The sequence below is a fragment of the Pseudomonas sp. H1_D04 genome, assembly GCF_054683855.1.
The window spans coordinates 5,267,651-5,283,936 of sequence record NZ_CP162826.1 but is presented as its reverse complement, the minus strand read 5'-3'; the positions used below and the strand labels follow the sequence as shown (position 1 = coordinate 5,283,936).

The 16,286-nt window shown below is 59.2% G+C and carries 9 protein-coding genes and 1 pseudogene; 9 read left to right on the top strand and 1 reads right to left on the bottom strand.

The window, feature by feature from the left end:
* The first annotated feature begins 41 nt into the window (after nucleotides 1-41).
* The 6 genes from AB4N82_RS24335 (at nucleotide 42) to AB4N82_RS24310 (ending at nucleotide 7,849) form a co-directional block, all read left to right on the top strand.
* The gene (locus AB4N82_RS24335; RefSeq protein WP_122765127.1) at nucleotides 42-1,475 is read left to right on the top strand and encodes a serralysin family metalloprotease; all 1,434 of its coding nucleotides are present in this window, start codon (nucleotides 42-44) and stop codon (nucleotides 1,473-1,475) included.
* A gap of 49 nt (nucleotides 1,476-1,524) precedes the next feature.
* Nucleotides 1,525-1,893, top strand: a complete 369-nt coding sequence (locus tag AB4N82_RS24330; RefSeq protein ID WP_032891485.1) for an AprI/Inh family metalloprotease inhibitor — start codon at nucleotides 1,525-1,527, stop codon at nucleotides 1,891-1,893.
* Nucleotides 1,894-1,994: 101 nt separating this feature from the next.
* Nucleotides 1,995-3,746, top strand: a complete 1,752-nt coding sequence (locus tag AB4N82_RS24325; protein ID WP_032891486.1) for a type I secretion system permease/ATPase — start codon at nucleotides 1,995-1,997, stop codon at nucleotides 3,744-3,746.
* Nucleotides 3,743-5,044 carry an HlyD family type I secretion periplasmic adaptor subunit gene (locus tag AB4N82_RS24320; protein ID WP_032891488.1) on the top strand — a complete coding sequence of 434 codons (1,302 nt, stop codon included), beginning with the start codon at nucleotides 3,743-3,745 and terminating at the stop codon, nucleotides 5,042-5,044. Before AB4N82_RS24325 ends, AB4N82_RS24320 begins: the two co-directional genes overlap by 4 nt.
* 2 nt (nucleotides 5,045-5,046) lie before the next feature.
* Nucleotides 5,047-6,384 carry a TolC family outer membrane protein gene (locus AB4N82_RS24315; RefSeq protein WP_122765129.1) on the top strand — a complete coding sequence of 446 codons (1,338 nt, stop codon included), beginning with the start codon at nucleotides 5,047-5,049 and terminating at the stop codon, nucleotides 6,382-6,384.
* Nucleotides 6,385-6,424: 40 nt separating this feature from the next.
* Entirely contained in the window at nucleotides 6,425-7,849 is a 1,425-nt protein-coding gene (locus AB4N82_RS24310; RefSeq protein WP_122765130.1) for a polyurethane esterase, read from the top strand.
* Nucleotides 7,850-8,276: 427 nt separating this feature from the next.
* Here the strand turns inward: AB4N82_RS24310 and AB4N82_RS24305 are convergent, their stop codons facing one another.
* The gene (locus AB4N82_RS24305; protein WP_122757299.1) at nucleotides 8,277-8,501 is read right to left on the bottom strand and encodes a YgdI/YgdR family lipoprotein; all 225 of its coding nucleotides are present in this window, start codon (nucleotides 8,499-8,501) and stop codon (nucleotides 8,277-8,279) included.
* Between the two features lie 187 nt (nucleotides 8,502-8,688).
* Between AB4N82_RS24305 and AB4N82_RS24300 the strand changes: the two genes are divergently transcribed.
* The 3 genes and pseudogenes from AB4N82_RS24300 to AB4N82_RS24290 all read left to right on the top strand — a co-directional run bounded on the left by AB4N82_RS24300 (nucleotide 8,689) and on the right by AB4N82_RS24290 (nucleotide 16,237).
* Nucleotides 8,689-10,338 carry a VRR-NUC domain-containing protein gene (locus AB4N82_RS24300; protein WP_122757300.1) on the top strand — a complete coding sequence of 550 codons (1,650 nt, stop codon included), beginning with the start codon at nucleotides 8,689-8,691 and terminating at the stop codon, nucleotides 10,336-10,338.
* A pseudogene (locus AB4N82_RS24295) lies at nucleotides 10,335-12,591 on the top strand (ATP-dependent DNA helicase). The gene AB4N82_RS24300 and the pseudogene AB4N82_RS24295 overlap by 4 nt, the downstream one beginning before the upstream one ends.
* A 271-nt stretch (nucleotides 12,592-12,862) precedes the next feature.
* Nucleotides 12,863-16,237, top strand: coding sequence for a hypothetical protein (locus AB4N82_RS24290; RefSeq protein ID WP_460103336.1), 3,375 nt, complete (start codon nucleotides 12,863-12,865; stop codon nucleotides 16,235-16,237).
* Nucleotides 16,238-16,286: the final 49 nt, after the last annotated feature.

Sequence of the window (16,286 nt, the reverse complement as noted above, 5' to 3'; positions counted from 1 at the left end):
CGATCAAAGACTGATGCACTTGCAAACAAGGAAGTACGTTTATGTCCAAAGTAAAAGACAAGGCTATCGTGTCGGCGGCGCAAGCCAGCACCGCTTACTCGCAAATCGATAGCTTCAGCCATCTGTATGACCGTGGCGGCAACCTCACGATCAACGGCAAACCGTCCTACACCGTCGACCAGGCCGCCACCCAGCTGCTGCGCGACGGCGCCGCGTACCGGGACTTTGACGGCAACGGCAAGATCGACCTGACCTACACCTTTCTGACCTCGGCGTCGTCGAGCACCATGAACAAACATGGCATCTCGGGCTTCAGCCAGTTCAACGCCCAGCAGAAAGCACAGGCCGCACTGGCCATGCAATCCTGGTCTGACGTGGCCAACGTCACCTTCACCGAGAAAGCCACCGGCGGTGACGGCCACATGACATTCGGCAACTACAGCAGCGGCCAGGATGGCGCAGCGGCCTTCGCCTACCTGCCCGGCACCGGTGCAGGCTACGACGGCACCTCGTGGTACCTGACCAACAACAGCTACACGCCTAACAAGACTCCGGACCTGAACAACTACGGCCGGCAGACCCTGACCCACGAAATCGGGCACACCCTCGGCCTGGCTCACCCTGGCGACTACAACGCCGGCGAAGGCGCGCCGACTTACAAAGACGCGACCTATGGACAGGACACGCGCGGCTACAGCCTCATGAGTTACTGGAGCGAGAGCAACACCAACCAGAACTTCAGCAAAGGCGGCGTCGAGGCCTACGCTTCCGGCCCGCTGATCGACGACATCGCAGCAATCCAGAAGCTATACGGCGCCAACTACAACACACGCGCCGGCGACACCACCTACGGCTTCAATTCCAACACCGGGCGTGATTTCCTCAGCGCTACCTCCAACGCCGACAAGCTGGTGTTCTCGGTGTGGGACGGTGGCGGCAACGACACCCTGGACTTCTCCGGTTTCACTCAGAACCAGAAGATCAACCTCAATGAAGCCTCGTTCTCCGACGTAGGCGGCCTGGTGGGCAACGTGTCCATCGCCAAGGGCGTGACGGTCGAAAACGCCTTCGGTGGTGCGGGTAATGACCTGATCATCGGCAACAACGCCGCCAACGTTATCAAGGGTGGGGCCGGCAACGACCTGATCTACGGTGCTGGCGGTGCGGACCAACTGTGGGGCGGCGCCGGCAATGACACCTTTGTGTTCGGTGCCAGCTCCGACTCCAAGCCAGGGGCGGCGGACAAGATCTTTGACTTCACCTCAGGTTCGGACAAGATCGACCTCAGCGGCATCACCAAAGGTGCTGGCCTGACCTTCGTCAACGCGTTCACCGGGCATGCCGGCGACGCGGTATTGACCTACGCAGCCGGTACCAATTTGGGTACGTTGGCCGTCGACTTCTCCGGGCACGGCGTGGCGGATTTCCTCGTCACCACCGTAGGCCAGGCAGCCGTCAGCGACATCGTGGCGTGATACAAAGGCGCGGCGTTTCGGCGTCGCGCCTCCAGGATGGAGCGTGAAGATGCAGCGTTTTTTCAACTTTATCGCCTGCGTATTGCAGGTGATGTTCGTGTCGGCAGGAGCCCACGCAATGGCGAGCAGTCTTGTTTTACCTTCCAGCGCTCAATTGGCCGGACATTGGCAACTGCACCAACAGGATCAGGTGTGCGCCCTCGACCTGCTCGAACAGGCCAACGCGTTGAGCGGTGATGTGGCCTGTGCCGCCCAATGGTTGGGCGACACCCCTCTGACCTGGTCGCCCACTCCGGACGGTATCTGGCTATTCAATGCCGAAGGCAGCGGGATCACTCATTTGAATCGCCAGAAAGACGGGGAGTATCAAGCCCGCACCCAGGCGGGCGTCGTGGTTGAATTAAAACGAATGCCTTAGTTATCGCTATAACTTTATAACTCGATTTTATTAGTTGGCCGGCCTTTATCAGGGTTCGGGCAACTTATGCGCGAAATTTGGCTCAAGGAAGATCAGAACATATGGCCAAGCCCTTTGCGGTAGCGCCCTTATTCAAGGCGCTGGGTGAATACAAGAGCATCTTGATCAGCGTTGGCTGTTTCACGGCATTAATTAACCTGCTGATGCTGGTGCCGTCGATTTACATGTTGCAAGTGTACGACCGCGTGCTGTCCTCCCAGAACGAAACCACCCTGGTGATGTTGACGCTGATGGTCGTGGGCTTCTTTGCGTTTATTGGCACCTTGGAAGTGATCCGTAGTTTCATCGTGATCCGTATCGGCAGTCAGTTGGAACGGCGTTTCAACTTACGCGTGTACAAGGCCGCATTCGAACGCAATCTGCAACGCGGCCAGGGGCACGCCGGGCAATCCCTGGGCGACCTGACCCATATCCGCCAATTCATCACGGGGCCGGCGCTGTTCGCGTTTTTTGATGCGCCGTGGTTTCCGATCTACCTGTTTGTGATTTTCCTGTTCAACGTCTGGCTTGGGGTGCTGGCCACCGCCGGGGCTGTGCTGTTGATCGGCCTCGCGTGCCTCAACGAATACCTGACGAAGAAGCCATTGGGTGAGGCCAGTGGTTTCTCCCAACAGTCGACGCAACTGGCCACCAGCCATTTGCACAACGCCGAAACCATCCAGGCCATGGGCATGCTCGGCGCGCTGCGCAAGCGCTGGTTTGCGGTGCATGCGCAGTTCCTCGGCCTGCAGAACAAGGCCAGTGACACCGGTTCGGTGATCACCTCGTTGAGCAAATCCTTGCGGCTATGCTTGCAATCACTGGTACTCGGTCTCGGCGCACTGCTGGTGATCCGGGGCGATATGACAGCAGGCATGATGATCGCCGGTTCGATCCTGATGGGCCGTGTGCTCAGCCCCATCGACCAGTTGATTGCGGTGTGGAAGCAATGGAGTTCGGCCAAGCTGGCCTACCAGCGGCTGGACGAATTACTGCGCGAGTTCCCTCCGGAAGTGGAGCAGATGAAACTGCCCGCACCCAAGGGCCAAGTCAGCTTCGAGCAGGTCAGTGCCGGCCCGCCGGGTAAGCGCGTGGCGACGTTGCATCAAGTCAGCTTTACCTTGGGAGCGGGCGAAGTGCTCGGCGTGCTCGGTGCCTCGGGCTCCGGAAAATCCACCCTGGCCCGTGTGCTGGTGGGCGTGTGGCCGACCCTGGCCGGCACCGTGCGCCTGGATGGCGCGGACATACACCGCTGGGACCGCGACGACCTCGGCCCGCACATTGGCTATCTGCCCCAGGACATCGAACTGTTCAGCGGCAGCATCGCCGACAACATTGCGCGCTTTCGCGAGGCGGACCCTGAGCTTGTCGTCAAGGCCGCACAACAAGCGGGCGTGCATGAACTGATCCTGCGCCTGCCCCAAGGCTACGACACAGTGCTAGGGGATAACGGCGGCGGCCTGTCCGGCGGCCAGAAGCAGCGCGTGGCCCTGGCCCGTGCGCTGTATGGCGGGCCACGGTTGATTGTGCTGGATGAACCCAACTCCAATCTCGACACCGTGGGCGAAGCGGCCTTGGCCACTGCCATTGTGCAGATGAAAGCCCAGGGCAGCAGCGTGGTGCTGGTCACTCACAGGTCTTCTGCGTTGGCCCAGGCCGACAAGTTGCTGGTACTCAACGAAGGCCGTTTACAGGCGTTCGGGCCAAGCCAGGACGTGCTTAGGGCGTTGTCCGGCCAGCAGGAAGCGCCGAAGGACAAACCGGGTGTGAGTTTCAGTCGTCAGTATCAAGCCGGAAGGAATCCAGGCGCATGAGCAGCATCACTTTCGAACAACGCGACGCGGGTTTTTTCGCCCGCATGGGCTGGCTACTGACAGTGGTCGGTGCCGGTGGTTTCTTCCTGTGGGCCAGCCTCGCGCCGCTGGATCAAGGGATTCCCGTGCAAGGCACGGTGGTGGTGTCCGGTAAGCGCAAGGCTGTGCAAACCCTCAGCCCCGGCGTGGTCAGCCGTATTCTGGTGCGTGAAGGCGAGCTGGTGAAACAGGGCCAGCCGCTGTTCCGTCTCGACCAGACCCAGAACCAGGCCGACGTGCAATCGCTGCAAGCCCAGTACCGTATGGCCTGGGCCAGTGTGGCGCGTTGGCAGAGCGAGCGCGACAATCAATCCTCTATCACCTTTCCCGCCGAGCTGAGCAGCAATCCCGAGCCTGCCTTGGCCTTGGTGCTCGAAGGCCAGCGTCAGCTGTTCAGCAGCCGCCGCGAGGCCTTCGCCCGTGAGCAAGCCGGCATTCGCGCGAATATCGACGGCGCCACCGCGCAACTCGGCGGCATGCGTCGTGCCCGCAGCGACTTGACCGCCCAGGCCCAATCCCTGCGTGATCAACTGAGCAACCTGCAACCCTTGGCCGACAACGGCTACATCCCGCGCAATCGGCTGATGGAGTACCAGCGCCAATTGTCCCAAGTGCAACAAGACCTGGCTCAAAACACCGGGGAAAGCGGCCGGGTAGAGCAGGGCATCGTCGAGTCGCGTCTCAAGTTGCAGCAGCACAGCGAGGAGTACCAGAAGGAAGTGCGCAGCCAATTGGCCGACGCGCAACTGCGCAGCCTGACCCTGGAGCAACAACTGACCTCTGCCGGGTTCGACCTGCAACACAGCGAAATCAACGCGCCGGCCGACGGCATCGCGGTCAACCTCGGCGTGCACACCGAAGGCGCTGTGGTGCGTGCCGGTGAAACCCTGCTGGAGATCGTGCCCCAAGGCACACGCCTGGAGGTGGAAGGGCATCTACCGGTGCATCTGGTGGACAAAGTAGGCACGCACTTGCCGGTGGATATTCTCTTCACCGCGTTCAACCAGAGCCGTACGCCGCGCGTGCCGGGGGAGGTCAGCCTGATTTCTGCCGACCAAATGCTTGATGAGAAAACCGGTGCGCCCTATTACGTGCTGCGCACCACGGTGAGCGAGGCAGCGTTGGAAAAACTCCAGGGTCTGGTGATCAAGCCGGGGATGCCCGCCGAGATGTTCGTGCGTACGGGCGAGCGCTCGCTGCTCAATTACCTGTTCAAACCGCTGCTGGATCGCGCCGGCTCAGCGTTGACCGAGGAATGAACATGAAACCTGTGTTCATCGCCTTGTTGTTCTGCTGCGCCAGTGCCCAGGCTGCCATGGGTCCGTTTGATGTCTACGAGCAAGCCTTGCGCAACGACCCAGTGTTTCTTGGCGCGATCAAGGAGCGCGACGCCGGCCTGGAAAACCGCACCATCGGCCGTGCTGGCTTGCTGCCCAAGCTGTCGTACAACTACAACAAGGGCCGCAACAACTCTCAGGCCACCTTGCCCGACGGGCGCGGCGGCAATTATCACGACGACCGCAACTACAACAGCTACGGTTCCACCTTCAGCCTGCAACAACCGCTGTTTGACTACGAGGCTTATGCCAACTACCGCAAAGGCGTGGCCCAGGCGTTGTTTGCCGACGAAAGTTTTCGTGACAAGAGTCAGGCGCTGCTGGTGCGGGTGTTGACCTACTACACCCAAGCACTGTTCGCCCAGGACCAGATCGACATCGCCCGCGCCAAGAAAAAGGCCTTCGAGCAGCAGTTTCAGCAGAACCAGCATCTATTCCAGCAGGGTGAGGGCACCCGTACCGACATTCTCGAAGCTGAGTCGCGCTACGAGCTGGCCACCGCCGAAGAGATCGAAGCGCTGGACGAACAAGACGCGTCGTTAAGGGAATTGGGCGCCTTGATCGGCGTTCAGAGCGTCAACATCCACGACTTGGCGCCGCTGAACCAGGATTTCGCCGCACTCGCCCTGACCCCGGCCAATTACGACACTTGGCATGAACTGGCAATCAGTAATAACCCCACCCTCGCGTCTCAGCGCCAGGCCCTGGAGGTGGCGCGCTACGAAGTGGAGCGCAATCGCGCCGGGCATCTGCCCAAGGTCACGGCGTACGCGAGTTCACGCCAGCAGGAGTCCGACAGCGGCAACACCTACAATCAGCGCTATGACACCAACACCATTGGCGTGGAAGTCAGCCTGCCGCTGTACGCGGGTGGCGGCATATCGGCCTCTACCCGCCAGGCCAGTCGCGCCATGGAGCAGGCAGAGTACGAGTTGGAGGGCAAGACTCGGGAAACCCTGATCGAACTGCGTCGGCAGTTCAGTGCCTGTTTGTCGGGCGTGAGCAAGCTGCGTGCGTACCAAAAGGCGCTGGCGTCGGCCGAGGCGCTGGTGGTGTCGACCAAGCAGAGCATTCTCGGCGGTGAACGGGTCAATCTCGATGCATTGAATGCCGAACAGCAGCTGTACAGCACCCGTCGCGACCTCGCACAGGCTCGCTACGACTATTTGATGGCCTGGACCAAATTGCATTACTACGCCGGCAACTTGCGCGACACCGATCTGGCCAAGGTGGACGAAGCGTTCGGGCCCGCACAGCGTTAACCAGCTTTCTCGACAACTCCAACAAAAGAGAGGCAATACCATGGGCGTATTCGACTATAAAAACCTGGGCGCCGAAGGCTCCAAAGCGTTGTTCGCCGATGCCATGGCGATCACGCTGTACACCTACCACAACCTGGATAACGGCTTTGCCGTGGGTTATCAGCACAACGGTCTGGGCATTGGCTTGCCGGCCACCCTGGTCGGCGCGTTGTTAGGCAGTAGTGATTCCCAGGGCGTGATCCCCGGCATTCCCTGGAACCCCGACTCGGAAAAAGCCGCCCTGGAGGCCGTGCAACACGCCGGCTGGACACCTATCAGCGCCAGCGCCCTGGGCTATACCGGCAAGGTCGACGCCAGGGGCACCTTCTTTGGCGAAAAACCGGGCTACACCACGGCCCAGGTCGAAGTGCTCGGCAAGTACGATGACGCCGGCAAACTGCTGGAAATCGGCATCGGTTTTCGTGGTACTTCAGGCCCACGGGAAAGCCTGATCAGCGACTCCATCGGCGATCTGGTCAGCGATCTGCTCGCGGCCCTGGGGCCCAAGGATTACGCGAAAAACTTCGCCGGCGAAGCCTTCGGCGGTTTGCTCAAGAACATCGCCGACTACGCCAGTGCCCACGGCCTCAGCGGCCACGACGTGGTAGTCAGCGGCCACAGCCTGGGCGGCCTGGCGGTGAACAGCATGGCGGACTTGAGCAACGGCAAATGGGCGGGCTTCTTCAGGGACGCCAACTATGTGGCCTACGCCTCGCCGACCCAGAGCAGCGGCGACAAGGTGCTCAATGTCGGCTATGAAAACGATCCGGTTTTCCGTGCGCTGGACGGCTCATCCGTCAACTGGTCGTCGTTGGGCGTGCATGACAAGCCCCATGAATCGACCACCGACAATATCGTCAGCTTCAACGACCATTACGCCTCGACGCTGTGGAACGTGCTGCCGTTTTCCATCACCAACCTGCCGACTTGGATCTCCCATTTGCCCACCGGATATGGCGACGGCATGACGCGTGTTCTGGAGTCCGGGTTCTATGAGGTGATGACTCGCGACTCGACGATTATTGTCGCCAACCTGTCGGACCCTGCGCGGGCCAACACGTGGGTGCAGGACCTCAATCGCAACGCCGAGCCCCACAAAGGCGACACCTTCATCATTGGCAGCGCTGGCAATGACTTGATCCAGGGCGGCAAGGGCGCGGACTTTATCGAGGCCGGCAAGGGTAACGACACGATCCGTGACAGCAGCGGGCACAACACGTTTTTATTCAGCGGGCAGTTTGGCCAGGACCGGATTATTGGCTATCAGCCGACGGACAAATTGGTGTTTACGGACGTGCAGAGCAGTGGCGATTATCGTGATCACGCCAAGGTGGTGGGCGGAGATACCGTGATCAGTTTTGGCGGGGATTCAGTGACGCTGGTGGGAGTGGTTGGGTTATCGGGAGAGGGGATTGTCATCAGTTAAAACGGTGGGAGGGGGGTTGCTCCCGATAGCGGTGGTTCAGTCAATGGAGATGTTGACTGGAAGATCGCCATCGGGAGCAAGCCCCCTCCCACATTTGGGCAGTGTTGGCAGCGGAGAATCAGTCTTCCTTGCGCATCAGTGGGCAGCGGACGCTATTGGCCAAATTGGAACGCGGTCAACCCTGTGGGAGGGGGCTTGCCCCCGATGGCGTTGGCTCAGTCAATGGAGATGTTGACTGGAAGATGGCCATCGGGAGCAAGCCCCCTCCCACATTTGGGCAGTGTTGGCAGCGGAGAATCAGTCTTCCTTGCGCATCAGTGGGCAGCGGACGCTATTGGCCAAATTGGAACGCGGTCAACCCTGTGGGAGGGGGCTTGCCCCCGATGGCGGTGGCTCAGTCAATAAAGATATCGACTGAAGAACCACTTCACTTTTCCTTGCGCACCGTCGCCACATCGTCAGCTTTGACACGAACGCGTTTGCCAGCGATGTCGGTGAACTCATAAAAGCCATCGGCGGTCTTGGCGTTTGGGGTGTCTTTGGTCAAATACTGCGTGCCATTTTGCAGTGTCACTACGGTTTGCGTCGCGCAACCGGCCAATACCAGAAATGTGAGTGCAACCAGTGGCAGACCCAAATTCTTCATGTTCATAACCCTTACCTTAACCCTGAAAAGTCCCGCAGCGTGCGGCTGCGGGCCGCAAATGTTACGCCATCGACTCCACCATCTGATCACTTTTATACAAAAAGTTGCGTGAGCCATTTATCTATTACCGATTGCAACACAGCATCGGGACCGGCACTCTGTATGCATAACCAGTATTTGACTCGCTTGCGCCATGACCAACCCCCTCGACGACCCGCTCTATTACCTGCACAACTTCCGCCAGGTCCTGCAATGGCTGGGGCAGCGCTATGCCGATCTGCTGGACCCTGACGAACAGCATTTCATTCAGCAATTCGACAGCTTGCCGCAGCCGTCCCAGGCGTTGTTGGTGCGCATGGTAATGCGCAAGGGCGTGCACTTTCGTGCGGGGAAACTCAGCTATCAGGAGGTCGGTTGTACCCACGCGGCTGCAACGCCATTGCGGCAATTGGGTTGGGTTGACGATCAATGCCTGTTGGCCTTTGAAGAGGTGTTCGCCTTGCTGCAAAAAGGCGAAATCCTCAGCACGTTCAAGCCGTGGATCGACCAACCCAAAGGCAAGAAGGCCGACTGGCTTGAGGGGCTGGCAGCGCAGTTCAGTGAAACCCGCAGCTTTGCCCAGTGGTGCCCGCAGCTTGCCGAACCGCTGTACAGCCTCACCGTGATGGACCTGTGTGATCGGCTGCGCTTGATGTTCTTCGGCAATCTGCACCAGGACTGGTCGGAATTCGTGCTGGCAGACCTCGGCATCTACACCTACGAAAAAGTGGCGTTCTGCGCTGAATCGAGGGGTTTGCGCAGCCGTGACGACGTGCACGGCGTGCTGTTCCTGCACCAATGCCAGCATGCGTTTGAAACCGGCACCGCGCTGCACGACGTGCTGGCGCAGGTGGCCACGCTGACGACCGACAACCCCTGGCTGGAAAAACGCCGGGCCAAGCTGCTGTTCCAGATGGGGCAGTATTGTGAGCGCAGCGCCGAGTTGGCCTTGGCCGAGCAAATCTACCGTACCTGCGCCTACCCCGGCGCCCGTGCGCGATTGATCCGCGTGCTGGAGCGCCAGGAGGACTACGCCCAGGCCTTGGTTCTGGCGAGTGCCGCGCAACAGGCACCGGAAAGTGCCGCCGAACAGCAACACCTGCTGCGCGTCATGCCGCGCCTGCGTCGCAAGCTGGGTGAGCCCAAGCTGCCCAGGCTCAGACCACGGGAAGTCATGCGCCTGGACCTGGAACTGGCACTGCCGGAACCCTTGATGTCGGTGGAGTACTGCGTCCAGGCTCATTTGAGCGCGCCCGATGCACCGGTGCATTACGTGGAAAACGGCCTGATCAATTCGCTGTTCGGGTTGCTGTGCTGGGACGCGATCTTCGCACCGCTGCCGGGAGCGTTTTTCCACCCGTTCCAGCGTGGCCCGGCCGACTTGCACAGCGAAGACTTCCACCAGCGCCGCGCCCCACTGTTCGCCGCGTGTTTCGAGCAACTGCAGGATGATCGGTACAAGGCCCTCATTCGCCAGCGCTACGCCGCCAAGTGGGGCATTCAATCGCCCTTCGTATTCTGGAATCTGCTCAGTGAAGACCTGTTAGAGCAGGCCCTGGAATGCTTGCCCGCCGAACACCTGCGCTACTGGTTTGAACGCCTGCTCCTGGACATCCGCGCCAACCGCGCGGGCATGCCGGACCTGATCCAGTTCTGGCCTGCGCAAAAGTCCTACCGCATGATCGAAGTCAAAGGTCCGGGCGACCGTCTGCAGGACAACCAACTGCGCTGGCTGGAGTTCTGTGGCGAGAACCAGATGCCGGTCACCGTCTGCTACGTGCGCTGGGCGGAGCAACCGGCTTGAGCTACAACGTGGCCGTGCGCGCATTGTGTGAGTTCACGGCCAAGGTCGGCGACCTGGACCTGCGCTTTACCCCGTCGCCCAGCGCCCAGGAAGGTATCGTGGGCCACCGCACAGTCGCGTCGCGCCGCAGTGCGCACTACCAAAACGAAGTAGCACTGGAAGGCGAGTACCAGCAACTCAAGGTACGGGGCAGGGCAGACGGCTACGACCCCGATGCCAATCGCCTGGAAGAAGTCAAAACCTACCGCGGCGACCTTGATGCCCAGCCCGCCAACCACCGGCAATTGCACTGGGCCCAGGTCAAGGTGTACGGCTGGCTGATGTGCCAGAAGCTAGGGTTGACGGAAATCGACCTGGCGCTGGTGTACTTCGATATCGTTGGCGAGGGCGAGACCCTGCTCAATCAACGCTTCCACGCGCCTGATCTGGAGAGGTTCTTCAACCAGCAATGCACGCTGTTCCTCGGCTGGGCTCAACAGGAAATGCAGCACCGCGAAGCGCGTAACACCGCCGCGCAAGCCTTGAGTTTCCCCCCATGCCGACTTTCGCCCCGGCCAACGCACATTAGCCGAGACCGTATACAAAGCCGCCAGCACCGGGCGCTGCCTGATGGCCCAGGCGCCCACTGGCATCGGCAAGACCATCGGCACGATCTTCCCGCTGCTCAAGGCCTTTGCGCCGCAGCAACTGGACAAGGTGTACTTCCTCACCGCCAAGACCCCGGGCCGCAAACTTGCCCTCGACGCATCGCAGGTGCTGTTCACCAGCAGCCCCGGCTTGCAATTGCGTGTGCTCGAATTGGTGGCGCGGGACAAAGCCTGCGAACACCTGGACAAAGCCTGCCATGGCGACTCATGCCCCTTGGCCAAGGGGTTCTACGACCGTTTGCCCGCCGCGCGCATTGCCGCCTCCAAGGTAAGCCTGCTCGACCAGGGCAACCTGCGCGCGGTCGCCCTGGCCCATGACGTATGCCCTTATTACCTCAGCCAGGAAATGGCACGCTGGGCCGACTTGATCGTCGCCGACTACAACTACTATTTCGACTTCGGCGCCATGCTCTTCGGCCTGGCCCAACTCAACCAATGGCGCGTCGCGGTGCTGGTGGACGAAGCCCATAACCTGGTGGATCGTGCACGCTCCATGTACAGCGCAAGCCTCGACCAGTACAGCCTCAAGGGCCTGCGCGACACAGCGCCCGAGCCCCTGAAGAAACCCTTGCAGCGCCTCAATCGCGAATGGAATGCCCTTCACAAAGACCAGCTCACGCCGTACCAGGCCTACGCCGCGCGCCCGGAAAAGCTGCTCCAGGCCTTGAGCCTGTGCACCAGCGCCCTGGGCGATTACTTCAACGACCACCCCGAAGCCCTCAGCGGTGACCTGCAAGCTTTCTACTTTGAAGCGCTGCAATTTGCCAAAGTCGCCGAGCTGTTCAATGAACACTTCATCTTCGATATCCACAAACGTCAGCTCGGCGGCAAACGCAGCAGTTCCACCCTGTGCCTGCGCAACGTGGTGCCCGCCGAATTCATCCGCCCCCGGCTCACCGCCGCCCGCAGCAGCGTGCTGTTTTCGGCGACCCTTAGCCCTCGGCACTATTACGCCGACCTGCTCGGCCTGCCGACGGACACTGCCTGGATCGATGTGGAATCACCGTTCAAGGCCGAGCAATTGCAGGTGCGGATTATCGATGAAATTTCCACCCGCTACGTGCATCGCGAGGCCTCGCTGGCCCCCATTGTCGAGCTGATAGCCCGCCAGTTCGGGCAGCACCCGGGTAACTACCTGGCGTTTTTTTCAAGCTTCGATTACCTGCAGCAGGTGGCTCAACTGCTCGCAGAACGACACCCGCACATCACCCTGTGGCAGCAATCGCGGGGCATGGCCGAAACCGAGCGACAGGCGTTTCTCGACCAGTTCACCGAACACAGCCAGGGTATTGGCTTTGCCGTACTCGGTGGTGCTTTCGGAGAAGGCATCGACTTACCCGGTGCACGTTTGATCGGCGCGTTTATCGCCACCCTGGGGCTGCCGCAACTCAACCCGGTGAACGAGCAGATGAAGCTGCGGATGGCCGCGACTTTTGGCGCGGGGTACGACTACACGTACCTGTATCCCGGTATTCAAAAGGTGGTGCAGGCGGCGGGCAGGGTGATCCGCAGCCAGCACGATCGGGGAGTGGTGATGTTGATGGATGATCGGTTTGGGGAAGGGCGGGTGCGTCAGTTGTTGCCGAAATGGTGGGTAGTCGGCTGATGGTTAGACCCGGCGTATGGTTGGCGTCAAGCATAGTAAGGAGCGCTCACAACTACGTGCTCATTCAGAATTAACAGGTGCCGATAGCGAGCGCACCGTTCAGTCATCGGGTCATTACCACCCGTCGCCACCTGTTAGTTCTGACAGTAGGCAACCCAGGGTTTGAAGCGTTTGATGCAGGTAAGCCTCCCTCACGGCGCCCTGCGAGTACTGTTGCCATGACCCGGAAAAAAAACCTAAAGCTCTTTTACCCCCCATTGAAGTGTCGCTTTTGGAGCTTCCCTTCGAAGGCGATCCTGACGGCGCCCACGGTGGTATCGGCCTTCGGCATACGGAGGTTGATTTCATTGTTTACCTCAGAAACCCCAAAGACGGTGTCAACCCCGGTAGCGTTGCGTATCTCTATTGGGGCAACCGCAATGTTCCCGTAGCGTCTACCCAGATTCGCGAGGGTGAGGAACACCTGGACCGTATCCCTTTGACCGTCCCTGCCCATAAAGTCGTCCAATATTGGGCCAACCCGGTATTCGGCAAATTAAGACGTGCCAGTGGCAATGAGTCGTTTACCGAAGAGCGCAAGTACCGGGTTAACCTGACGCGCCCCGGGGACCGTGACCCCAATAGCATATTGCCCGGCCACCAGGGGCTGGTGTATGTGGTTCCACCCTCCATATTGTTGAATGGCGTCAGCGAAGTCGATGCATTGGCAGGGGTCAATATCATCATCCGCCATTGGATTCACATGCATGCCTACGACCTGATCATTCTGGTCTGGGGGTCTCAGCGGGTACTCCATCGTGTGCAGCCTAACGAAGTAGGCCGTGATATTACGCTGACCGTTGACTACGCCACTATCAGTGCCGCAGGCAACAGCCGGGACACAAGAGTGGGGTATCAGGTCCGCGACGCCGGGGGTAACCAGCCGGATGAATGGGCACGTTGGTCGGCGACAACGTTGGTTGATGTGCACCTGAATCAGATCCGCCCGGAGGCGCCGTGGCTAGCATTTCCAGACACTGGCACAGAGATTGACCTGGCCGAACTGGGCAGTTGGGATGCACAAATCCAAGCGTGGATCACCAGCGCAGAGGTCGTCGCCTATTCAATACTGACGCTGATCTGGGCGGGTGTGGACCGCGAAGGTAACTCAATTCCTTATACAGAAACCAGGTCGCTGAATTCGGCAGGGCTCTACACATTCAATGTGCCTAATGCGGTGGTGGCTGCGATTGCCGACGGCTCCGTCAGCGTGCACATCGTGTTTCAACAAGGGACGATTGAGCAGCCCTCTAAAAAGCTTTACCTGGATGTGGTCGGCGAAATCGTCAGATGGCCAGCGCCGCAGATCAAGGAGGACCTGGGCGGTCACATCGAGCCTGACTTCGCTGCAACCGTGTATTTCCCCTTGCAACCCATTTGGCCGGCAAACGGCTATCTGGAAGTGATTTTCCGGGTCAGCAGCCCCGATATCACCATCGAGCATCGGGTAGGTCGCGAAGTCGACGATATTCCACCCAATCCCGACGGGGACATGGAGTTCATCGTATACCCTGACGAGCTTTCGCGTTTTGACGGACACCTGGTGGAAGTGTTCTACGCCCACACACGTCCTGGCAGTCGGCCGCAGGAATCTTTGCGGTTGCAAGTTGTTGTGGGCCAGCTTCAACGCACGATGCCTGCACCTATCATCGAGAAGGCGATCAGTGGTCAGTTGAATCCGGATGATATCGGCGCTTATGCCAAAGTGTTTGCACCATTTGCAGAAACAAAACGCGATGACTGGATCAGGATGCACTGGGTCGGGCCGAAGGCGCGTATCGAGGTGCCGGTGCAGGTGCCCGTAGACGGTGCCACCACCGAGCATTACATCGAAAGCTACTACGTGACCAGCAACCTGAATGAAACGGTGACGGTGTTCTACACGCTCAAGCGCGGCGATGAAATTCCGCGTTACTCACAAATTACCGAGGTTCTGGTGAGTCAGGGTGTGGGCGAGCTGCCGTCGCCGACCTTGCTGGAAGCACAGGTGACCGGCCCAGGGACCGCTACGCTGGAACCGCTCAAGGTACAGAACGGCACCAAACTGGTGGTGACCTACCTTGGTATGCGGGGTACCGACTCCATCCAGGTCACCATGATCGGTGCAGGCAATGGTGGGTCGCCGACCATTCCGGCAAAACCCGGTAATGAAGCGCTGCAGAAGGTGGAGTTCGATATCACCAAAGCGGCAATACACGCCAATCTTCGTGACCAAGACACTACTGTTACATTCAAGTACGTGGTGACGCGCCTGGGCGCGGCGTATCCATCAGACACCTTGACGGTAACCGTCAAGCCGATACCGCTGGCCGAACTGGCCAAGACAGTACTTAAAATCAACGAAGCCAATGCTGGCACCCAGGTACTGGACCTGAGCAGCTTTTCAGGAGATGCCAGCGCCGCCGTCGGCATTTGGCCATTTATTACGACACTTTACCCCGTGTGGTTGAGGTTGCTGGGTAAAACAGCCGGCAACGTTGACCATGATTGCTTGGTATACAACGGGGCAGAAAGTTCGGCGGTTGACGCGACCTGGATCGCTGATGGGAAAGTGGAATCCAGTATCCTGCGGTCCTATCTGGATGGGTTGGGTAATGGCTCTTTGCTTAAGATGGAACTCAAGGCGGCGGTAAGTACTAGTAAGGTTGAAGCTGAGGCCCTGACTTTTCCGATAATGGAGTACCGGGTCAATACCTTGTCGGCCGAATTTCCTTTGCCCAGGCTGACCCAGGCAACCGGTACAGGGGTGGTAGTGTCCCTGGCGCCCTTGAATGCACAAAGCGGCGGCACGGTCTCGGTGGAGTACATGCCGATGTACACGACCGACAGCATCAAGGTCACGATGTTGGGGACTGCCGGTGCGGGTTCGCCAGTTATCGCAGCCAAGTTTGGGTTGACCGGTGGCGTGGTGACATTTGATATTCCCGTGACAGCAATTGCCGCGAACATTGGCAATACCAACAAAAGTTTCGCGCTTAAATATGAAGTAACGCGTGGGGGAGTAGTGCAGTCGTCGCAGGTGTTGACAGTGACAGTGACGCCAATACCAACAAGTGAACTGGCAAAAACGCTAATCCGAATTAATGAGGCGAACCAAACTACCAAGGTATTGGATCTATCGAGCGGTACGGCTAATAGGACGCTGCGGGTCGGCTCCTGGCCGTTCATTGCGACTAATTCTCCGGTTTGGATTGAATTCAGAGGCTTCAAGAGTGGAGGGGCAGCGCACAATCTCAAACACTGGAATGGTGGTGCTTCATATGTCAATGGTACCTGGTTCAGTCAGGGGTGGTGGCAAAGTGGAGTTAGCTATGCGTCGTACTTGAAAGAGTTGGGGCACAACACTGCACTGACACTGCACTTCAAAGCCGCTTTAGGCCCTGGCATAACAGAAGCGGACGCTATTGTCTTTCCTGTCGTGAGCTATACCGTCAACGCATCTTATGTGGGCGACCCACCCTGCAGCGCTAATGGCTACTTCCGAAGTGTGGTGCCAGGAAAGTACTATTATTGTTATTGGGATCCTTTCTCTTATCGCTGGACGAAGACGATATTGAGCTGTGCTGCGGGTAAGGAGTTTGATAACGCGCAGCAGAAATGTATATAGCGTCGTAGGGATGGGTGCTGAAAATGAAACAGGTAGTTAACCTTAGTTC